This is a genomic window from Xylophilus sp. GW821-FHT01B05 (assembly GCA_038961845.1).
Lineage (GTDB): Bacteria > Pseudomonadota > Gammaproteobacteria > Burkholderiales > Burkholderiaceae_C > Xylophilus.
In genome coordinates this window covers 3925407-3946664 of record CP152408.1, presented here as the reverse complement: position 1 = coordinate 3946664, position 21258 = coordinate 3925407, and the positions used below count along the sequence as shown (strand labels likewise).

The window sequence follows — 21258 nt, the reverse complement described above, 5'->3', positions numbered from 1 at the left end:
CTCAAGTCCTGCCAGCTTGTCCGAGTTCGGCCGGGAGCCTGTACGCTCGGATGGCTGTGCCGGCGAAGAGGTCGGACTGTTCGCTTTCCGAGTAGCTTTCGACGACCCGCTTGAACGCGTTCCAAAGGGTCCGCGCCGAAACGCCGCACTTGTCCGGAGGGAAATTGCTTTCGAACATGCAGCGTGCCGGACCGAATGCTTCGATGCAGGCCTCGATGGCAGGCGCCCATGCGGGCGCCAGTTCCTCGGAACTCGGGGGCATGTCGCGGTCGATGAAATCGAAACCGAAAACGCGCATGTTGAGGCCACCGAGCTTGACGAACACATTCGGCCGGAGCGCCAAGTCCCGCATGTGCGTCTGCCATTGCTGGAAGGCCTCGGTCCTGTGCTCGGCGTAGGGTCCTTTCCCTACGAGCCCGCCCATGTGGTCGATGATCACCGTGGTATCCGGGCTGGCGTCAACGAGCGCGAGAAGCTCGGGCAACTGCGGGTGGTAGCACCAGGCATCGAACGACAGCCCCAGTCTGCCGAGTTCGGCGAAGCCTGCGCGGAATCGGGGATCCCGCATGATCGCCGGCGCGGGCGGCTTGCGCAGCAAGTTCACCTCAGAGCTTGCATCCCAGGCCGTCATGTGGCGGATGCCACGAAATCGATCAGGGGCATGGGCGACGCAAGCCTCCAGTACCGGGCGGACTTCGGGCCCCAGCATGAGGTCGGCATGCCCGACGATGCCTGCCACGGCGCGGGTCGGGCCGTAGGCGCCGCTGGCGAAGCTGGCTGCCACGCCGTTGGCGTACTCGATCTCGCCGATGCTTGCAAACCGCGGATCGCCATCGGCGCGGTACATGAATGAGCATTCGACGTACACCGTGCCGCGGATCTGGTGACCGCAGCGCAAGTCTTGCAGGAGATCCGGAACCAGGTAGGCGTGATGACCTTCCCAGATGTGGTGATGTGCGTCGACGATGGGACGACCAGGGTCGATGACATCTTCGGTGCGCAGCGCCAGCCACTCGTGGTCGACGAAATGAAGAGGAGTGACGCCACGAGGGGGCTTGGTTGGATGCATGGACGTGACTTCTGTCTTGGTTGATTCCGTGGGACAGCCGGTGTGCGGGCGAGAAAGTGCTCTGGTTCGGGCGGCCAGAGGTTCAGTGCTGGAGGGTGCGCACGCGCTCGATCTCGGACCGGTAGATCTGGACGATGCTCTTGTCGTGGGAATCGACGAACTTGTCCGCAACATGCCGCGTCGTCTCGCGCATCTTGGCCAGCACCTCTGGCGGCACATCGTTCACCTGCATCTTCGATTCCAGGGCTTTTCGGTCGGCCGCAGCGTTCTCGCGGCTGTACTTGCGCTGAAAAGCCGAAGCCTCGGCTGCGGCATCCTGGACCAGCTTGCGATCCGCGCCGGAAAGCCTGTCCCAGCTCTTTTTGCCGATCAACACGACATTCGCCGTGTAGATGTGGCTGGTTACGCTGAGGTACTTCTGGACCTCGTAGAACCGGCCGGCGAGGATGGCGCTGTAGGGGTTTTCCTGGGCATCCATGGCACGCGATTCGAGCGCCGCGTACAGCTCGGTGAAGGCCATCGGCACCGGGTTGGTCTTGAGTGTCGAAAAGGTTTCGATGAACAGCGGGCTGGGCATGACGCGCAGCTTCAGGCCCCTGAGGTCGTCGACGGTGGCAATGGGCCGACGGCTGTTGGTGACGTTGCGAAACCCTGTTTCCATGATGCCGAGGCCGATCAGGTTCTTGGGCTGGAGCTTGGCCATCAGTTGCTCGCCGAATGGGCCAGCCATGAGTGCGTCGACCTGCTCGGCCTTGGTGAAGGTGAACGGAATGTCGAGCAGGGAGAAGTCCTTGACCACGGCCGAGAGCGTCGGTGTCGCCGTCACGGTCACGTCGATGAAGCCACCCTGCACCGCGCTCAGGATCTGGGCTTCGCTGCCCAGCGTGCCGCCACCCAACTCCTGCACGCGGATGCGACCCTCGCTCGACTTGGCCAGCAGTTCTGCGAACTTCTGTGCGCCTACCGTGAGCGGATGGGTGGGCTGCGAGACGTGGGCAAACTTGAGCGTGATGGGTTGCGCCCACGCACACGCACAAGCGGCTGTCAGGATGGCCGATGCAACCAGGCTGCGAATCTTCATGATGGTCTCCGTCTGAAATTCCCGCACAGGGCGGGCTTGGCGAAAGCTGCGGTACGGCGCGAGGCCTCGGATCTCAATTGGCGTTGACCAGATTGCGGTCACGTACCAGCTTGCCCCACCTCGCGTAGTCGTCGGCAACGAACTTCTGGAAGGCCTCGGGCGAGGCGGCGGTTGTGGGAATGACGGCCCCCTTGCGGATCTGGTCGCGGACATCTTCGCGTGACAGCACGGTGCCCAGGGCCGCATTGAGCTTGTCGATGATGGGGTGCGGCGTTCTGGCCGGCGCGAAAATGCCGTACCAGCTTTGCGCCACGAACCCGGGAACATCCTCATTGGCGGCCGGTACGTCAGGCAGGAACTCGGCGCGCGCCTCGCTGGTGACGGCAAGGGGGACCAGGCGCTGGTCCTTGAACATCGGAAGCAGGGGAGGGAAATCGGCGACCACGCCTTGCACGTGGCCTGCCACCGCATCGACGATGGCGGGCGCGCCGCCCTTGTACGCCACGTGCACGATATTGCCGTTGGAGGCTTGGTTCAGCATCTCGATCACGAAGTGCGTCATTCCACCCGCGCCCGCAGATGCGAACGAGATAGAGCGGGTCTGAGAGAGCTTGATCAGCTCCTTGAGACTGCGAACGCCGAGGCTCGGATGCACGGCGATCAGGAGTGGCGATTGGCCGACCAGATTGACCGGCGCGAAGTCGGTCAGTGTGTTGTAGGGGGGCTTGGCCGTGGCCTGAGGGGTTGTGACCATCGCGCTGGCCGGCGCGAAGACCAAGGTGTAGCCGTCGGGCGCGGACTTGGCAACGTGATCGCTGCCTATCACGCCACTGGCACCGGCCCGGTTGTCGATGACCACGGGTACGTACAGCGCGTCAGCCAGACGTGGCGCGATGACACGGGCGGTGTAGTCCACGCCGCCGCCGCTCGCGTAGCCAACGATCAGGCGAATTGGCTTCGCTGGATAGTCCTGGGCGAATGACGGCAGCGCCCACAGGCTGGTGAGTCCCGCCGCGACCACTGCGCGACGAGACAAGGTGAGAGGTACGACGTGTCGCATAGGAATCCTTCCGTCAGCATCGGTTGGGTGGACAAGGGGCGTGCGGCTCATGCGGGCGCTCCAAAATGCCAGCGCAGAAAGGCGAGGACGTCGGCCACGCAGCGCTCCGGAACGGCGTCCGTCAGATGGTGTGGGAGCCCTTCATAGGTCACCATCTGTACATTCGGGATGCGCTCGCCCATCAAGTCATACTCGTTCTCGTTGCCAATGCCGGCAGCGCCCGGCTTGGCGACCAGAGTGGGGCAGCGGACCTCGCCCAGCCGGTCGCTCCAGTCCAGGCTGCTCATGAGCGTGACCAAGCGACCGCCAAACGCCATGTCCAGCTTGTCCGCTTCGTCGAGAAACCACTCGATATGCTTGGGATCGAGCTGCTCCACGGGAAGCCGCCCCTTGAGGTTTTCCGCCAGGAACTGGCGCAGGCCGATCTCGGCAACGCGCGGCAGCCAGGAGGGCCACATGCTCTGGCGCAGACCCGGCGTCGAACTGAAGAGGAGCAGGCTCCTGACCCGCTCCGGGTGCTCCAGGGCAAGGTTCTGTGCGATGTAGCCGCCCGCCGATGTCCCGGCCATGTGGGCGCTGTCGCAGCCGATGTGGTCGAGCAACTCGATCACGTCCTGCATGAGCCGCTGCATCGACAGTTCGCGCTCCGGGCCTGGCACATCGGAGGCGCCATGGCCGCGCATGTCCATGCGCAGAACCCTGTAGTGCCCACACAGGGGGGGGATCCATGCGAAGTAGCGCTTTGCGCTTCCCATCGCTGGGTGCAGCAGCAGGAGTGTGTCGGGTTGGATCCAGGGCTTGGTGGCATCGTCGATGTAGTACGCGATGCGGGTCTTGTCGCTGGCAATGAAGTGTGGCACTTGTGTTGTCTCCAGGTGGTGAGGTTTGTCGTAGTCGCGGCTGGCAGTGCAACCATCTCTTCGCTCTCGCGCGTCCATTCCGATGCCGTGGGTCTAGCCGCCCCCGCCAAGCCAACGCGCCGGCACCGTCACCAGCTGAGGGAACAGCACCATGAGGAACATGATTGCGAACTCCGCCGCCATGAAGGGCAGCACGCCGCGTGTGACGTCGTCCATGCGCATGCGCCCGACACCGGCCACTACGTTGAGCACGACGCCCACCGGCGGCGTGATCAGGCCGATCGAGTTGTTGATGATGAACATCACGCCAAAGTAGACGGGGTCGATGCCGGCCGCCACCACCACCGGCATCAGAACCGGCGTGAGAATCAGGATGGTCGGCGTCATGTCCATGGCGGTGCCCACGGCCATCACCAGCAGCATGATCGCGATCATCAGCAGCACCTTGTTGCCCATGAAGGGTTCGAGCAGCGCCACCACCTTCGCGGGCAGGTCGGCCACCGTGATCAGCCAGGCACTGACCATCGCCGCCGCGATCAGGAACATCACGACCGCGCTGGTCTTGGCGGCGCTTACGAAGACCCTTTGGAGGTCGGCGAAGCGCAGTTCGCGGTAGATCACGGTTGCCACGAAGAGCGCGTAGACCGCCGCCACCACTGCCGCCTCGGTGGGCGTGAACACCCCCATGCGCAGGCCCACGAGAATGATCACCGGAAGAAGCAGCGCCCAGCTCGCTTCGCGGGCTGCTGCCGCAATCTCACGACCGGACTTTCGCGGCGGCGGCTTGATCTTCTCGTTCCGCACCAACCAGTCCCAGGTCACCCACAGTGCACCGCCGATCAGTAGGCCGGGCACGATCGCTGCGAGGAAGAGCTTGGGGATCGACACGTTGGCCGCCACTCCGAAGATCACCAGTCCGATGCTCGGAGGGATCACCGGGCCGATGATCCCGGTGGCCGCGATGAGGCCGCCGGAGCGTGCCTTCTCGTGGCCGGCCGCCACCATCATTGGCAACAGCAGTGCGGTCAGCGCCGCGGCATCGGCCACGGCCGAGCCCGAAAGCGCCGACAGGAGGCAGCCGGCCATGATCGTCACGTAGCCCAGGCCACCACGCACATGGCCCACCAGCGTGAGCGCGAGGTCAACGATTCGCCGGGACAGGCCACCCGCGTTCATGATCTCGCCCGCGAGCATGAAGAAGGGCACCGCCAGCAGCGGGAAGCTGTCGGCGCCGCCGATCAGGTTCTGCGCCAGGATTTGCGCATCGAACACGTCGAGCTGCCACATCAGCGCCACGCCGCTGACCAAGAGCGCGAAGGCAATGGGCATGCCAATGGCCATCGCCAGCAGCAGTGAACCGAGGAAGACGGCGATCGTCATGTCCGGCTGCCCTGTCCTTCCTCGCGTGGCTCAGCGCCTTCGCCAAGCACCTGCGCGAGTGCTGCCGCCTCTTCAGATTCCTGGATCGTCACCAATTGGTCGTCGGCGATGCGGCCGTTGATCAGGCACAGAAGTTCGAGACCGAGCAGCATTGCTGCCAGCACCGAGAACACCAGGCCCGAGGCATAGACCACCGCCATCGACGCCCCGGTGACGGGTGCCTGGACGTCCCAGTTGATGCGTGTTTGCTCCAGGCTGCCCCAGAACAGCAGCCACAGCACGTACAGCATCAGAAGGTGGCTTGCCCCCAGGCACAGCTTGCGGCCGAGTGGAGGCAGCCTCGCGACAACCATGTCCACGCCGAGGTGCGCGTGTTCGCGCAGCGCCACCAGTGCGCCCAGAAATGTGATCCAGATGAACAACCAGCGCGACACTTCTTCGGACACCGTGATGCCCGAGTTGAGGGCATAGCGCAGCACCACGTTGCTGAACACCAGCACCACCATGACCGCGAGGAAGGCGGCGATCAACGCCTCCACAGCCCGGCAGGCCGGGTCGATGATTCGATTCATGTCTTCGTCTCAGTCTCTTCTTGTGACACGCGGACCCTGGGAGTTCCGGATGGCGGCGAAGGCGTTCCGCCTCAAAGCTTCATGGCAAAAGGATCGCGCTCCTCGTCCGAATAGCTGACCATGACGTTCTTCGTAACGGTGTACGGGTCCAGCGCCTCTTCGCCGCGCTCGCGTCCGGAGCCGCTGTCCTTGACGCCACCGAACGGCGCCTGCACAGCCGCCGCGCGGTAGGTGTTGACCCAGACCATGCCTGCATGAATCTCGCGCGAGACGCGCAGGGCCCGGGCGACATTGGTGGTCCAGATGCCGGCGGCGAGGCCGTATTTCGTGTCGTTGCCGATGGCGATCGCCTCCTCCTCCGTGTCGAACGGAATGATGGAGAGCACGGGGCCGAAGATCTCTTCCTGGGCGACGTGCATATCGTTGCGGACGTCACCGAATATGGTGGGCTCGATAAAGAAGCCGCGGCCGAGGTCAGGACCTTCCGCCGCCTTGCCGCCGGTCAGCAGCTTTGCCCCTGCATGGATCGCGCCTTCGATCGAACTCATGATCCGCTCGAATTGCGGCTGATTCGCCGCGGTGCCCATCTCGGTTGCCGGATCGATGGGGTTGCCCATCTTGATCAGGCGTGCGCGCGCGACCAGCGTTTCGGACACCTCGCGGTAAACCTTGCGCTGTACCAGCAGACGAGAACCCGCGATGCACGACTGGCCCGTTCCGCCGAAGATGCCCGCGAGCGCACCGATCGTGGCCTTCCGGATGTCAGCGTCGTCGAAGATGATGTTGGGCGATTTGCCACCCAGCTCCATGGTGACCGGCACCAGCAACCGGCCCGCCGCTGCGGAGATCTCCCGGCCGACGCCTGGACTGCCTGTGAAGCTCACATGATCGACCCGCCCGCTGCTTAGCAGCGCCTTGCCGACAGGCGCGTCGCCCGTGACCACGTTGATGACACCCGGAGGAAAGCCGGCCCGTTCGCACAGCTTGGCGAACTCCAGCGTCGTGACCGAGGCATGCTCCGACGGCTTGATCACGATGCAGTTGCCTGCAGCGATGGCAGGTGCGAGCTTGTTGGACAGCAGGTGCATCGGCGAATTCCAAGCGGTGATCGCCACGACCACGCCGACGGGCTCGCGTCGCGTGAAGTCGAGCACATCGCGGTCGTCGAGCGGAATGCTCTTGCCCCACAGCTTGTCGGCAAAGCCCGCAAAGAAGCGGTAGGCGCGCGCTGCGAACAACTGTTGCGACCGCGTTTCGCGGATGACCTTGCCGTTGTCGGTGCTCTCCAGCGTGCCCATTCGGTCGGCGTCCGCCTCCAGCAGATCGGCCAACCGCTGCAGCAGCCGTGCACGCTCCAGGCCCGATGTCTTGCGCCAATGGCTATCGAAGCTGCGCCGTGCTGCGGCAATGGCCTGTGCCACCTGCGCGTCCGAGGCTTGGGGAACCATGGCCCAGGGCTCGCGGGTGTATGGATTGATAGCCGGAAAGTACTCCTGGCCGGGCTCGGCGACCCATTGGCCATCGATAAAGAGTTCGTACTTGGTCATGGTGGTTCGTGAGTGGTTTGAAACTGGTGTGGCGGCCTACACCGCATGCCCGCGGTTGCGCGCTTCCTGCAGGGTTTCGGTCATTCCGCTCGGAACGACGAAGGTGTTGATAGGAAAGCCGCCGCAACAGTGGATGACCTGGCCGGTGATGAAGGACGCCGCTGGCGATGCCAGAACAGGGCCAGGTCGGCCATCTCGCTGGCATGGCCGAGGCGGCCCAGCGGGATCTGCCGGAAGCGCTCGGCGCGCACGGCAGCCGGCTGCATCTTCTGCGCCAGCGGTGAATCGATCGTTCCAGGGATGACGACGTTCACACGGATTCCATCCACGGCCCATTCGAAGGCCATTTGTCGACTCATCGTGATCAGCGCTCCCTTGGTCGTGCCATAGGCCGAGTGCCGCGCGAAGCCATTTACGCCGGCCAGGGAGCCCACATGCACGATCGATGGGGATGGGCTGTTCCGCAAATGGGGAAGACAGGCGCGGGCCAGTTCGAGTGGCCCGTGCACGTTGGTCTGAAAGGCTTCGCGCCATTCGTCCATCTGCACGGACTCGAGCATGCCGTTCTTGCTCCACGTCGCGGTGTTGATCAGCGCATCGAGGCAACCATAGGTCGAGACGACTTGCGCCACGGCCTCGTGGCAGTCTTGATCGCTCGCAACGTCCATCTTGATGGCAAACGCGTCGCCGCCATCGGCGACGATCTCAGTCGCGACGGACTGGGCGTGATCGAGATTGAGGTCTGCTAGCGCGACACGGCCGCCGTTGGCCTCGATGGCTCTCGCACAGGCAGCGCCCATGCCGCTCCCCGCGCCAACCACGAGCATGGCGAAGCCCTCGATCGTGGATCTGCGCATCCAGTCGCGCGGACGCGTATCAGCCGGCATGGTGTACATGGCGGTGGCGTCGGGCTTCATTCCTTGATCACCACGCCGCGGTCGCGGATCAGTGCGCCGTAGCGTTGGTGCTCGGCGACGACGAACTTGCGAAAGGCATCCGCATTGGGCATGGACGCCATGCTGTAGCCGGACTTGGCGAACTGCTCGCGGACGTCGTTCCTCCCCACCACCTTCAGCAAGGCGGCGTCGAGCTTGTCGACCAGGTCTTTGGGCGTCTTTCCCGAGGTGAACACCCCCAGCCAGTTCGCCATGACCAGGCCGGGCACGTCCTCATGGATGGCCGGGACATCCGACAGTGTCTCCATGCGCTGCTGGGACGTGACGCCGAGGATCTTGAGCTTTCCCTCCTTGTGAAAGGGAATCACATTGCCGACATCGGAGACGATGGCATCGATATGGCCGGCGATGCAGTCGGTGATCGTAGGTCCCGTGCCTTTGTATGGGACCACGAGGACATTGGCACCGGTTGACTGGATCAAGGCCTCGATGACGAGGTGCAACGAACCGCCCAATCCGGAGGTGCCGATCGTCACCTGCCGCGTGCGCGAAAGCGCGACCAGGTCCTTGATGCGTTCGAGGCGCAGGCGCGGTCCGGCCGAGATCGCCATCGGCGTAGTCGACACCATGTTGATCGGTGCGAGCTGCGTGAGCGGATCGAAGCGCTGTGTTCCCATCGCCTGCGGCGCGACGATGACGGGCGTTGGCGTGGCGACCAGCAGGGTGTAGCCGTCCCCGGGTTGCTTGCTGACGTAGTCCGTGGCCAGGACGCCGGTGGCACCTGGCTTGTTCTCGACCACGACCGGAACGCTCAGGACATCTGACAATGCGGCGGCGATGACGCGCGCGCCGAAATCGGTCGACCCGCCGGGCACGAAGCCGACGATCGCGCGGATCGGCTTGGAGGGATAGGTGGCGGCCAAGGACAGCGCAGGGGCGAGACAGGCAGCGACGCCGACCTCGACCATGCGGCGTCGGGAGATGGTTGTTGGTCTTGCGGAGGAATGGTTCATCGTTGCTCCTGGGGCCGGGCCCAAGCCGGCAGTACCTCATGTCGTGCGCATGCGCGCGGGTGGTTTGCAGCCTGGTCGCGGCGCCCGCGGGCGCGCCAAGGTAGGCTGGTGTCCGTGTTGGCCGCCTTCCGAGTGCACATGGGGTCAAGCGGTAGCTGGATAAGCTTCGCGAGCAGGGCTCTGCGCCACTGGACGAGAGGCTTGGGCTGCATCGGCGAGCACCATGTCGGCGCACTTCTCGCCGATCATCATGCAGGGGATGCTGGTGTTGCCCGAGATGATGGTGGGCATGATCGACGCATCGGCGATGCGCAAGCCGCTCATTCCATGCACGCGCAGACGTGCATCTACCACCGCCATTGCGTCATCGCCCATCTTGCAGGTCCCCACCATGTGCTGGGTGATCGTTCCTGTGGTGCGGAGGTACTCCAGGATCTGCTCATCGCTCTGCACGTGGCGCCCGGGCTCCAACTCTTCCGCGATGAGGTCCTTGATCGGCGAGGCAGCAGCGATCTCGCGTGCGCGGCGCACCGCCGCGATGGCCTTCTCCCGATCGGTCGGCGTGGCCAGGAAGCGGTAGTTGATCGAAGGTGGTGCCAAAGGGTCTGCGGAGCGGATGTGGATGAAACCCGTGCTCTCTGTGCGCTGGAAGTGGGTGTACATGGAGTAGCCCTCGGTCGCGGCCATGCGCCGGCTCTTGCCGGCCTTGAACTCGATGATGTAGGGGCTGACCACCATCATCAGGTCCGGCTCTTGGAGTTCAGGGCGCGAGCGGGCGAACACGCGCATCGTGCCGTGACCCTGCGCAATGAAGCCCTTGCGCAAGAGGCCGTAGCGCAGGATCTCCAGCCACAGCCGCCAGCCGCGCCCCCGCTTGGCCAGGGAGATGCCGGGGCTGTTGAAGCGCCAACTCATCAACGCGGCGTAGTGGTCGCGCAGGTTCTCGCCGACGCCTCGAAGTTCGTGGACCACCTCAATGCCATGCGGCCGGATGTAGTCGGGATTGCCGATGCCCGAGAGTTCCAGCAGCTTCGGGGTGTTCGCGGTGCCGCAGGACACGATGACCTCGCGTCTGGCGCGTACTTCGTGTTCCACGCCATCGCGCTGGAACCGTACGCCGACGCAGCGTTTGCCTTCGAGGATCAGGGCAGTCGCTTCGGCGCCTTGCAGGATGGTCAGATTGCGACGCCCGCGGGCCGGGTGGAGGTACTGCGTGGCGGTGCTGTGGCGCAGGCCGCGGTGCGATGTCTGCTGCGCCATCGCCACGCCTTCCTGTGTCGCTCCGGCGTAGTCAGCGTTGTACGGAATGTCGAGCGTCTGAGCGGACTGGATGAAGATGTCGTAGAAGGGGCACACCTTGGTGGCCTGAACGACCCGAACGGGCCCGTGCCGTCCGCGGTATTCGTCCGATCCGATCTCGGTGCTTTCGATCTTCTTGAAGTACGGAAGCACGTCCCGGTAGCTCCAGCCCGAGCAGCCCTGCGCGGCCCAGGTGTCGTAGTCGATGAGTTGCCCGCGGTTGTAGACGATGGCATTGATCGCACTGCTGCCGCCGAGCAGCTTTCCGCGTGGCGCGTAGATGGGCCTGTCGCCGTGGCTCTCGTGCGGCTCGGACTGGTAGCGCCAGTTCACGGCTGGGTTGTCGATCATGTAGACGACCCCAAGCGGTGCGCGGGTCCAGATGTAGTGCGCACCCTTGCGGCCCGCTTCAAGGCACAGGACTTTGTATTGACCGTTCTCGCTCAGGCGGTTCGCCAGAACGCCGCCAGCGGAACCGGAGCCGATGACGATGAAGTCGTAGGTGTCGATGGACATGGATGTGGTTTGTGCTCAGAGGCGCGACGCTGGCCATCAGTGGCGAATGAGTGGATTGGAAGACAGGGAGATCCGTGGGTATTCCGTTAAACGGATATTGATGGAAATTTTCTTGATCACTCAGGGAAAACACTGAGGATCGATCGTGTAGAAGAGAAGAGTGAGAAAGGCAGCTTTTCCGTTGCGACCTCTCTGCCTCGCACTGCATTCATAGATGTTCCGTTAAACAGAAATATCGTTTACGCTTGCGCAAACTTCGAACCACTAGCGATGTACCAAGCTTCCGAGACCAACGCGCCGCAGAAGGTGTGCCGAATCCTGAGGGTCCTGTCCCACCCGGGCGCCTTGAGGCTGTCCGACATCACGGCCGGCGCTGGTTTGAGCGCACCAACGGCGCTACGTATTCTTGAAACCTTGATCGAAGAAGGGTTCGTACGACGCGACGATGTCAACCCGAAGCGCTACACGTTGGGCGATCAGGCGTTGCTGCTTGGGATTGCGATGCAGGGCCGAGAACATATTCGCGACCGCGCCAAGGCCTCCCTGATGCGACTCGCTGACCTTAGCGGCGATACCGCGTTGCTCTCGGTTCGACAGGGTACCGAGGCTGTGTGCGTCGATCGCGAGTTCGGCAGCTATCCGATCCGGTCCATGCATCTGGATGTAGGCAGCCGAAGGCCACTGGGTGTGGGCTCCGTCGGATTGGCGCTGCTCACATGGCTTCCGTCGGTCGAACGGGATCTGGCCATCGAGTTGGTGACACCTGTATTGAAGACGCGGTTTCCGCGATTGACGAGCGCGAGGCTGCGCGAAGAGGTTCAACGTTCACAGAGCAATGGGTACACGGTGCTGCTGGACGTTGTGGTGGAGCGGATTGGTGGCATCGCCGCCCCGGTATTTGGGGCAGATGGTCGACCGGTCGCCGCGATCGGCATCGCAGCCTTGAGTGACCGGATCACTTCGCGCATACCGATGCTCGCGAAGGCGTTGCAGCGGGAAGCTGCTTCACTCTCCGAGATGGAGGGATGGAGCGGGAATGCGTGAGTTCGCTGGCGAGTTGAAGGCGCGTGCGCTGACCAAGCGTCGGGTGCCTGGGTTCGGTAAATCCGATACGCCAGTGGTATCGAAAGCCGCGGACTGGATCCCGTTGCCTCGTGCACGATCCAGTGCTTGTGGGAGATGATCTATCTAGATTGACGTTGCAGAAGGAGGTTCCCTGAACATTGGTCCTTGAGCATGCCCGGTTGACCTATTGCATCATTGGGCGAGCAGGAACAGGTGTCGTTGCTTTGCCCGTCTCCTGAGGCAGTAAGAGGTAGGGATTGTTGGGTGGGGGCTCTGCGAACAGAACATGGACATCGTCCAGAAGGTAGCCGTGGAGGCGGCGGGACCTCCTGGGGCCGCTGACATCGCAAGTCCAGATGTTCCGTCCATTGGGATGCTTGCGATGAAGTTGTAGCCGCTCGAAGCGCTTCTGCACCCACTGCCAGTCCTGCAGGTCGTCCTGTCTGGCCAGGGAGCTAACCTGGGGATGCTCTTGCGCATAGCGTTGAAATATGCCTGGGCTGACCAGATAGGCCGTCTCACTCACCGTATGCACAAGTGCTTTCGCATCGTTGATGATGAGTCTTCGTGATGCGATTCCTCGCTTCAGCCATGTCATGAAATGCTCCCCGGATGGCTTCGCTGTCGCTGAATCCGATGCGGGCGCGGGCGCGGGCGCGGGCGCGGGCGCGGGCGCGGGCGCGGGCGCGGGCGCGGGCGCGGGTGCAGGTGCAGGTGCAGGTGCAGGTGACGGGGGTGTTGCTGAAGGCGTGGCCGGCTTGGGAGCGTCGATCACTTGCCCCGAGATTCCCTCCGCAGTCAGTTCCGCCCCAGTCGATTCGCCTAAGCCCACCACCGCCAGCATGTCCTCCACAACGTCATGCGAGTCCTGAACTGCGAGCGAGTGAACTGGAGCTGCAGTCCCGCCGCCTTCCTCCCATGGCGGGGATTTCCGATCTTCGGTGGCGGCCTTTGCCGAGATCAGTGGCGTGGTGACCGACGCGTCGGCGTCCTTGTCGGTAGGCGCGGCTTCGATCGCCACGGTGCCAGCAAACGACGCCGGCCGATCGCCTGGCTCCCAGATCAGCGCGGGTGACAGCCGCAGCAGAGTGAACGAATGGGACCAGCCGGTGGAACTGGTCACGGTCGCGCGCCAGACTGCCTTCCCGTCGGACGTGGGCTGCAACATGCCATGGTCCTGCAGCACGTTAAATACCGCGGTGTTGTTCGCAGGGATACCGTCGATACCTTGTGACAGCAGGTGCGCGCGTAGCTTGTCAGAGACCGTCTTGCTCACCAGCCATAGTGCGTCCTCGGTGAGCCAGCCATCGGAGGCTTCGGGCTGGTTCAGCTTCAACTCTTCCTTGAGCAGGTACCGCAGCCCGTCCAGCAGTTTGCGTTGCAGCGCGTGCTTGGGGGCAGCCATAGCGCGTGCTGGATCGCCGCCCAGCTCCTGGGCGACGGAAGCGCGATCAGCTTGTACCACCAGTTCGCCCAGCACCCCGGCGTGCTCGTACTGTCCGGCCAGGACATACAGTAGCGGCGCCCACAGAGAGGGATAGCCGCTGAGCCAGTCCAGGAGATCACGATCAAGCAGTTGCCGATAGAGCAAGCCTGTCGCGGCGCTGTGGAGCCGGTATTCGCGATCGTCGCGGTAGCGGAAACGGTACGGCTGATGCAGCGGGCCGTGCCACGGGTGCCAGGTGCTGCCATCGACCAGTTCGACGTGCAGATCGACAGCGATCTTGCCGATGTCGTGCAGCAGCGCGGCGTATGCGACGGCGGCGGTCCAGGCCTCGGACTGCGCCGCCTGGTCCTCGGGGCTGGCACCGATGGGCAGCAGATGGGACTGCCGCAGCTTCAGGCTGTAGGCGACGATTTCCAGGCCGTGGTCCAGCATGCCGCCCGGGTAAGCGTGGTGGTGGCTTTCGGAAGCGGGAAACTGCTGGACCAGCTCGGCGTAGCGTTCCAGCGGCGTGCGGTACAGGGTGGCGAACTGCTTGCGCGAGAGTGAGGTGCGCTGCCAGATATGTTCCAGCAGCTTCTGCCGGCGCGGCGTGGCCAGCAGCGATGCGGCCGCCTCGGGCCGCATCAACCCTTTCGGGAGGTCGGTGGCGGGTGCTGGCGACGGCGCGGCAGCGACCGGGGGCCGTTTTCGCTGGAACAGGGAGAGCATGCGGGTGTCCTGGTGGCGGGCCGACCGGGAGGCCTTTTGGCCATTTCGAGGTAGGGCCTTTCCCCTTGCACCCCATTCCCTTGCCATTTCGACCCTTTGGCCTTTAACCGTTTCGGTATAGCGGGGCCTGGGTTGCGGCTCCAGCGTCAATGGGGAACCCGTGCGAATGGATTGGATGGCGACTAGGCCCTGGCCGCGGCCTATGCTGCCGGGACGCCACCCTCGCCAGGTAGGCTCTCACTCATGCGACTAAGTTGACAAATGCGACAAAGGCGACTAGAGTGAACCCTGTCTCAAACCTACCTGGGAGATGACCATGCCCACCGCCATTGAATTCATTGCCGACCGTCTGCCCCGCGTCACGGTGGAGGATGTGCGACGCTTCGCCGATACCGTCGAAATCCGGGATGCCCCGGCTTTCGCAGCCGAGTTGCAGGCGTTTATCCACGAGCGCGTGGAGGCGGTGAAGCTGCCCGCCGGCCTGGAAGGTGAAACGGTGGCGCAGGCCTTGGAGCGAAAGGCGGCCGCGCTGCGCGCCGACACGCGCTGGGCACCGACTGAAACCGACGTCCAGCGAGGCCGCGCCGTGCTGCTGGAAACCTTCAACCAGCCGCACAACCTGACGCCACCCGAGTTCGCAAAGCTGGCGGACAAGTCGCGCCAGCAGATTTACAAGGACATCCTCGCCCGCCGGCTGCTGGCGCTGAACGTGGGGCCGCGCGGCCAGAAGCTGCCCGACTGGCAGCTCGATCCGGTGAAGCAGCAGTTGACCCAAACCGTGCTTCAGGAGGTCGAGGGCATCGACCACTGGACGATTTACCGTGCGCTGTCCGAACCGCTCGAAGGCTTGGGCGGTCGCTCGCCGGTGGATGCGGTGACGCATGGCACGATCGACGACGTTGCCGAGGCCGTGTTCAACGTGCTGGGCGTTCAGGTGCATTGAAGCGAGACCGCTATGAGCCGGGAGCTGCCTACGTTCTTGATCGATGCCGGTGAACTGCTCCAGCACGTGAGCCGCGTCGTCTATCGGGGCAGCTCGCTGTACTATGGCCGCAGCGGCACGAATCGCTACGATGACCCGGCGCGGGACTATGGCGTGCTCTACCTGGGGCGCGACCTGCCCACGGCGCTGATGGAGTCGGTGTTTCACAGGCACCAGTGGCTTGAAGAAACGAAGCGCTCCATCGCCCTGAAGGAGGTCAGCGCCCGGATGGTCCGTGCAGTAGGCGTGATGGACGACGTGTTCCTGGCCGATCTCACTGCACCGGGCGTCATGGCGGGCTACTTCGGCCTGAATCTGGAGCAGTTGGCCAGCCGCGACTACACGAACACGCAGCAGGTGTCCGCCCAGGTGCATGCGATGCGCAGAAATGACGGCCAGCCGCTGTTCGATGGGGTGCTCTACCCGTCGCGCAACAACTATCCCGCCAAGAGCATCGCCCTGTTCGAGCGTGCGGGAGCCAAGATCAGCGTTGTCGAGGACATCGACCTGGTTGACCATGTGGACTGGCCGCAGTTCGTTGCCACCTACCGCATCGGCGTGGAACCCGATCCCGGCCCGGTGGAGCCGGAGGACGAAGCGTCCTGAAGCAGCAAGAAAGCGCATTGAAGCCTCAAACCGAATGAATTGGAGCAAACTGGAATAGGCATTCCTCAACAGCAGGAGACGACCATGAACACGACGACCCGCACCAGCACCACAGAACGCCTCGGCCGCGCCTTTGGCCGTGGATGGCGCGCCTATGTGCGCGGCGAACGGCGGGCATCGAACTGGTTGGTTGCCAAGGGTGTGCCGCGGGCTGGTGCCACAGCACTCATATGGGTGGTCAAGCTGGCGGTACTGGGGGTGCTGCTCTATTCCGCATTCTGGCTGGCGCTGCTGCTTGTGTTCATGGCGATGGTTGCTCGAGCTGCCAGTAAATCGTCTATCGAAGAGGATGACGAGAAAGCGGAATGGCGTATGGGTTGGTCAGGCTATGGTCTATATCGGGGTGAAACTCGCGTTGATCCTGGTCAAGAGGACCATGACTAGACCACTTTGTTGACGGCTTTGCTTCCTGCGGCTTTGGCGCCATCGGTGGATGTCGCCATCATCTGTGCAATGTTGCCTGCCCGAACGCCAGCCCAAGCGAGCGTCCCAACCCAGAATGCGGGCAACACAATGAACATCGCTCCCATCACGAAGTTCAGCAGCATGTCACCGAAGGCGTTGTTCAGCCCCACCAGCGGATCGAAGTTGGTGTGCGGGCGGTTCCAGCCGAAGCCCCAGCCGTAGAGCGCGTCCAGGATCGTCGAATCGATCCAGCGTGCGAGCTGGAACCAGAAGTCCGTGAAGAACAGCGCGAACTGCACTACGCTGACGGTAACGACCGTCTTCAGGTCATAGGTGCCCACGACCAGCACGAGCGGGATGCAGATGACGAGCGCCATCTTGAGCAAGGCGAGGACCATGGGCAGCGCCTGCCGCACCACGTCCATGGCGGGAAAAGCGGCAATCGCGCCGACTGCCATGCCGACGTCGCCCGTGGCGCGCGTCACGATGTTCGGCAGGGTCTTGTCGATCTGACCGCCGTAGTCCGTATAGACGCTGCCCTGATTCAATTTCTGCTGCCGCGGTGACGCAATGGTGCGGATCACCGAGTCGTCCACCTCGGCCCGGGTCAAGAATCCGGCCCAGCCCGCCAGGCGATTCAACAAGCTGGGGTCCACCTGGCCCAGCAGCCGCGCGCGCAGTCCGTTGCTGCCATCGGCCCACCACTGCCTGCAGGTCGGATAGCCGCCGCCGCTGGCTACCTGAGCCAGCCCGGCATCGCGGTTGCTGTCGTAGGGCCAGTCGTCGCGCGGCGTGCTGGAGCGGTATGTGTCGTAGTAGCCGCCCGTGTCCGTGAAAAACCTCGATCCGATCCAGGTCACGTCGTGCATCTGCTGCTCATCGAGCTGAGGGCGCTGCATGAACAGTTTGGCCCGCGCAGGCCCATAGCAATCCCGCGAGAAATCCGCTACCTCCTGAGCCAGTACCGGGTCGTCGATGCGGGTCGCGTCGATCTCCATGCGCATTTGCCGAAGGTCCGTGCCGCACGGGATCGCCGCCACCGAGGCGCTTGTGACGGCGCGCGCGAGCGCGTGCATGAAGGCCCACCAGACCGGCACCTTCGCCGACTGGTTGTTGATGGTGCTGAAGGACTGCGACCAGCCGGTTTCCGTGGGCTGCGGAACGCTGACTTGGCACTGCGCCGAGCGCGAGCTGTCGTACTGGATGGTGCTAAGGTCCACGTCGATGAACGGGATGCCGGCGAACATCACCACCACGATGGCGACGAAGACCCGGTTCTCGATGCGCGCAGCCGAGAGCACCCCCTTGTTGCCTTCGTCGGCGCCTTCTGCACGGGCCTTCAGCCACTCCTGCACGACGATGGCGACGAAAGGCAGCGCGAATACCCCGCTGGACACCAGCACCGCCCAGATGCCGTTGTGGACGATCCAGGAGACCAGCGTCAGGTAATACTCCAGGTAGTCGGTCGTGAAAAGCGTCATGGCCGGAACCTCCCCTCAGCCCTGCATCAACAGGCTGGCTTCCAGCGCCACGATGGCGACGACACCAGCGACCTCGCTGCGCACCAGACGGCGCCGTGCCTGCGCGTCGTCGGCCTCGCGCGCCAGGAGCCGGCGGCGCATCCACATCCATCCGTATGCTGTCGCGCCGTACAAGCACAGCCGCCAGATGAAGAAATACCCTGCGGACGCCGCCAGCCAACGTTCCCAGGCCGCAACACTGCCGACCAGGTAGATGCCGGCGACGTTGACCCCTACGGCGACGGCCACGACCAGTACAAGCCACAGCAAGGTCTTCGCCGCGCGCCGGCTGAACAGCCAGCGCGCACGCAGCCAACTGGCGTGCATCGGGCTCATGGGTTGCCTCCCGGATTGCCCTTCTGCAACTGGTCGAGGCGGTCGGGCACCGGATCGCCTTCGTAGATGCCGCGCGAGCCGGCCGCGCGTGTGCCGTGGCGCTGGATGATGGCCATGGGCGAGTTGTTGGCCAGCTCGCGCCGCAGCTCCAGTTCGGTCTTGAGGTTGCGGATCTCCTGGTCGAGCGTGTCGCTCTCATGATTCACGGCCTCGACCGCCAACTGGTTCGCCGCCACATTGGGTTCCTTCTTGCCGGTCAGCAGGGTCCGCTGAAGCAGCAATGCCTTCTCCAGCACCGACGACAGCGCGACCTCCGAGGCCAGGCGGCGTGCCAGCAGGTCCTGGTCCGGCTCGTCGCGCAGCGCCTCGATGACGCCGCGCGTGATGGGCAGCGACGTGCTGCCAGCCTCGCGCAGGTTCTCGAACGTCGTGTTGCGCACTCCGGAAATCAGCTCCTGCAGGGCCTCCAGTTTCGTCTCGTATTCCTCCTGGATCAGCGGCGTCAGCCCGACGCCGGGCACGGTCTCGGTCTTGGTGCAAGAGTCGCACGTGCGCTGCACCTGCTCCCCGAGCACCCGCGTCGCCCATTCGGTCGCCTGCTGCGGCGACGTCCAGGCCTGGCAGGACAGGCTCGCGCAACTGGCGGGTGAGATGGAGGACGTGTCGGTCACGCCGCGGCCGTTGACCAGGTTGTAGCCCGCGCGGGTGACGTCGCCGACCACCCGGATGGCGGACTGGCCCGCGCCACCGGCATTGCTGCCGCCCACCCAAGGCACGCCGTCGTTGCCCCGACGTGTCTCGGCCTGTTCGATTGCCGACACGGCGTCGGTGCTCGACACCGCATCGCGCAGTGCCATGCCTTCGGCCATCTGGCTCCATCCGAGCTGGCCGCCTGCCGTCTCGGCCATCTTCTCGGCCATGGCGCGGCAGGTCAGCTTGGAGCGGTCGAAGTCCAGGCGCGCCTGCAACACGCCGTTGGTCAGCAGGTTGTACAGGCCCGGATCGGCGCGCTGGATGATCAGCGCCGGCAGGGACGCCACCGCGCTGGTCGCGCTCTGGATCACATTGCTCATGATCTGCTGGAAGCCGTTCGTGATGCCGTTGAGCTGGTTGCGCAGTGTGGTCTGGAGGCTCATGTCGCCGCAGATGAGGTTGCTGTTCCAACCCACGCCGACACCAATCGAGCGCATGCTGGCCGCACGGCCCATGGACACCGCGCTGCCACCGCCGATCGAATACATCACCTCGTCGCCTAGGATGGGACCGCTGGTCTGGTATCCGGTCTGCGCCCACGCGAAGCCGCAGCCCAGGGCGAGGGCGCCGGCCAGCATCGTCGGGCGCAGCCGGCGATATGCCCTGGTGGAGAGATAGGTTGGTTCAGGATGCTTCATCGGGGCACCTCAGAGGAAATCGACGCTGCCCAGGAACACCTGCCCGCGGCGTTCGCAGCAGGCATATGGCCGCCACAGCGCCCAGGCGTAATCGCCTTGCTGGGCCTGGGTCAGCGTGCCGCTGTGAGGAAAGACCACGCAGGTGCTCGACAGCCGAGGCGTCAGCTCCTGCCACTTCCCGGTGGAGGCATCGCCTTCGACCAGCGCGCCGGCCGGCCAGTAGCCGTCGCGGGAGTTGGCGAGCAGCGGCTGATAGACGTGGATCTGCCCGCGGCGCGTGACGACATCGCCCGCACGCTGGGCCACCACTGCGCCGGCCTTGTGGTCGTCGGTCTGGTGCAGGAAGCCGCCACGCGGATACACGTTGCCCCAGAGGTTCATCGTGGTGCGAGCGCCGACCTCGCGCCGGCCCGGAATCAGCGCTTCCGGGTAGGCCATCTCGGGCACGTTGTAGCGCCAGGCCAGCGTGTCCAAGGTGCTGAGCAAGTACGGCATGAACGCCGTGCCCGCGCCTTGGCAGAAATAGCCCGAGGACGAAGCGAATTGGTTGAACACCTCGCCGCCGGGATGGCCGATGACATCGCTGTTCTTGAATTTGGCGAGGTTGTTTTCGTGGTCTTCGTTGGTGGTGCCGTCCCCGCCAGCCTGGGCGGATGGGTTGGGCGTGCTCATTGCCCGGACTTCGACCCAGGGGTTTTCGCCGGTATTGCTGTAGCTGGAGACCACCGCATCGGGGATGTAGTGGCGCACCTTGGTGGACGTGCGCACCGTGCAGCCGGTCCAGGTGCAGTAGAGCCAGTAGCAGATGCCGACGACGCGGTATTCGAGGCAGTCGGGCGACGCCACCGAGCCGACGATGGTGGCGGTGTTGAGAGCGTAGCTGCCGGTGGCACTGAGCAGTAGCACGGACGCCACGCCAGCGCGCAGGCGGCGCAGCAGGTCGAACGGGCGGCTCATGGCTGTGTCCCCCGGTGCTGCTCGATTCGGGCCACGGCACGCGCCACGTCCGGCTCGCCATAGACGACGTAGCGCTGGTCCACCACGACGGCCGGGATACTGGTGATGCCCAGGCTCCATGCGTCGGTAACGCCCTGGTATGCGGAAGCGATGCGGCGCTGGAGGTCGGGGCCGCCGCCGGAGAGCCGGCGCTTGACGATGGTCGTCGCCTGTTCGGGATCGGTGGGCAGTTCCGCTGAAAGCTCCGCTTCAATCCGATGGGCTTCGTCCAGATCGATCAGCCGCTCGCCACCCATGGTCTTGACCGGGTGGCGGCTGTCGGTGACGACCACCACGTCGGCGGCGAAGGTGGCTGGGCTGAAAACGGCCAGGGCTGCCGGCAGCGCTACGGCCAAGCCGAGGGTTCGCCAGCCCGGCGCGAACCTGGAAAGAGGTGCTGGCATGTCGCGTGCCCCTGGAAGTTGATCAGGGCCATAGTCAAACGCCGA

General features: G+C 64.3%; 20 protein-coding genes. 4 read left to right on the top strand and 16 right to left on the bottom strand.

The window, feature by feature from the left end:
- Window position 1 precedes the first annotated feature (1 nt).
- The 10 genes from AAFF27_18365 to AAFF27_18320 form a co-directional block, all read right to left on the bottom strand.
- Window positions 2-1069 carry an amidohydrolase family protein gene (locus AAFF27_18365; protein XAH21971.1) on the bottom strand — a complete coding sequence of 356 codons (1068 nt, stop codon included), beginning with the start codon at window positions 1067-1069 and terminating at the stop codon, window positions 2-4.
- 82 nt (window positions 1070-1151) lie between these two features.
- Window positions 1152-2150 carry a TRAP transporter substrate-binding protein gene (locus AAFF27_18360; protein ID XAH21970.1) on the bottom strand — a complete coding sequence of 333 codons (999 nt, stop codon included), beginning with the start codon at window positions 2148-2150 and terminating at the stop codon, window positions 1152-1154.
- A gap of 73 nt (window positions 2151-2223) precedes the next feature.
- Window positions 2224-3210, bottom strand: a complete 987-nt coding sequence (locus tag AAFF27_18355) for a tripartite tricarboxylate transporter substrate-binding protein (GenBank protein ID XAH21969.1) — start codon at window positions 3208-3210, stop codon at window positions 2224-2226.
- Window positions 3211-3257: 47 nt separating this feature from the next.
- Window positions 3258-4070 carry an alpha/beta hydrolase gene (locus tag AAFF27_18350; GenBank protein XAH21968.1) on the bottom strand — a complete coding sequence of 271 codons (813 nt, stop codon included), beginning with the start codon at window positions 4068-4070 and terminating at the stop codon, window positions 3258-3260.
- Between the two features lie 93 nt (window positions 4071-4163).
- Window positions 4164-5450: a TRAP transporter large permease subunit gene (locus AAFF27_18345; GenBank protein ID XAH21967.1), complete on the bottom strand. Its 1287-nt coding sequence runs from the start codon at window positions 5448-5450 to the stop codon at window positions 4164-4166.
- Window positions 5447-6022, bottom strand: a complete 576-nt coding sequence (locus tag AAFF27_18340; GenBank protein XAH21966.1) for a TRAP transporter small permease — start codon at window positions 6020-6022, stop codon at window positions 5447-5449. The genes AAFF27_18345 and AAFF27_18340 overlap by 4 nt, the downstream gene beginning before the upstream one ends.
- 71 nt (window positions 6023-6093) lie before the next feature.
- Entirely contained in the window at window positions 6094-7569 is a 1476-nt protein-coding gene (locus AAFF27_18335; protein XAH21965.1) for an aldehyde dehydrogenase, read from the bottom strand.
- An 80-nt stretch (window positions 7570-7649) separates the two neighbouring features.
- Window positions 7650-8486 carry an SDR family oxidoreductase gene (locus AAFF27_18330; GenBank protein XAH21964.1) on the bottom strand — a complete coding sequence of 279 codons (837 nt, stop codon included), beginning with the start codon at window positions 8484-8486 and terminating at the stop codon, window positions 7650-7652.
- On the bottom strand, window positions 8483-9478 hold the full coding sequence (locus tag AAFF27_18325) for a tripartite tricarboxylate transporter substrate binding protein (protein ID XAH21963.1): 996 nt from the start codon (window positions 9476-9478) through the stop codon (window positions 8483-8485). Before AAFF27_18325 ends, AAFF27_18330 begins: the two co-directional genes overlap by 4 nt.
- Before the next feature lie 144 nt (window positions 9479-9622).
- A complete protein-coding gene (locus tag AAFF27_18320; GenBank protein ID XAH21962.1) occupies window positions 9623-11293 on the bottom strand; it encodes a GMC family oxidoreductase N-terminal domain-containing protein in 1671 nt (556 codons plus the stop codon).
- Window positions 11294-11563: 270 nt separating this feature from the next.
- Here AAFF27_18320 and AAFF27_18315 point away from each other — a divergent pair, with 270 nt between their 5' ends.
- Complete coding sequence (locus tag AAFF27_18315) at window positions 11564-12337, top strand: IclR family transcriptional regulator (protein XAH21961.1); 774 nt, start codon at window positions 11564-11566, stop codon at window positions 12335-12337.
- A 205-nt stretch (window positions 12338-12542) separates the two neighbouring features.
- Here the strand turns inward: AAFF27_18315 and mobH are convergent, their stop codons facing one another.
- The gene (gene mobH, locus AAFF27_18310; GenBank protein XAH21960.1) at window positions 12543-14513 is read right to left on the bottom strand and encodes a MobH family relaxase; all 1971 of its coding nucleotides are present in this window, start codon (window positions 14511-14513) and stop codon (window positions 12543-12545) included.
- A gap of 316 nt (window positions 14514-14829) precedes the next feature.
- Between mobH and AAFF27_18305 the strand changes: the two genes are divergently transcribed.
- From AAFF27_18305 to AAFF27_18295, 3 genes are all read left to right on the top strand, one after another.
- A complete protein-coding gene (locus AAFF27_18305; GenBank protein XAH21959.1) occupies window positions 14830-15456 on the top strand; it encodes an integrase in 627 nt (208 codons plus the stop codon).
- Window positions 15457-15468: 12 nt separating this feature from the next.
- On the top strand, window positions 15469-16101 hold the full coding sequence (locus AAFF27_18300; protein ID XAH21958.1) for an RES family NAD+ phosphorylase: 633 nt from the start codon (window positions 15469-15471) through the stop codon (window positions 16099-16101).
- 84 nt (window positions 16102-16185) lie between these two features.
- Entirely contained in the window at window positions 16186-16545 is a 360-nt protein-coding gene (locus AAFF27_18295) for a DUF3742 family protein (protein ID XAH21957.1), read from the top strand.
- Here AAFF27_18295 and AAFF27_18290 read toward each other — a convergent pair.
- Genes AAFF27_18290 through AAFF27_18270 form a run of 5 tightly spaced genes read right to left on the bottom strand, consistent with a single transcriptional unit; the run spans window position 16542 to window position 21213 of the window.
- Complete coding sequence (locus tag AAFF27_18290; protein ID XAH21956.1) at window positions 16542-18047, bottom strand: conjugal transfer protein TraG N-terminal domain-containing protein; 1506 nt, start codon at window positions 18045-18047, stop codon at window positions 16542-16544. The genes AAFF27_18295 and AAFF27_18290 overlap by 4 nt on opposite strands.
- 15 nt (window positions 18048-18062) lie before the next feature.
- Entirely contained in the window at window positions 18063-18422 is a 360-nt protein-coding gene (locus AAFF27_18285; protein ID XAH21955.1) for a hypothetical protein, read from the bottom strand.
- Window positions 18419-19813, bottom strand: coding sequence for an integrating conjugative element protein (locus AAFF27_18280; GenBank protein XAH21954.1), 1395 nt, complete (start codon window positions 19811-19813; stop codon window positions 18419-18421). The genes AAFF27_18285 and AAFF27_18280 overlap by 4 nt, the downstream gene beginning before the upstream one ends.
- 9 nt (window positions 19814-19822) lie before the next feature.
- Complete coding sequence (locus tag AAFF27_18275) at window positions 19823-20770, bottom strand: TIGR03756 family integrating conjugative element protein (GenBank protein XAH21953.1); 948 nt, start codon at window positions 20768-20770, stop codon at window positions 19823-19825.
- The gene (locus AAFF27_18270) at window positions 20767-21213 is read right to left on the bottom strand and encodes a TIGR03757 family integrating conjugative element protein (GenBank protein XAH21952.1); all 447 of its coding nucleotides are present in this window, start codon (window positions 21211-21213) and stop codon (window positions 20767-20769) included. The genes AAFF27_18275 and AAFF27_18270 overlap by 4 nt, the downstream gene beginning before the upstream one ends.
- Window positions 21214-21258 lie beyond the last annotated feature (45 nt).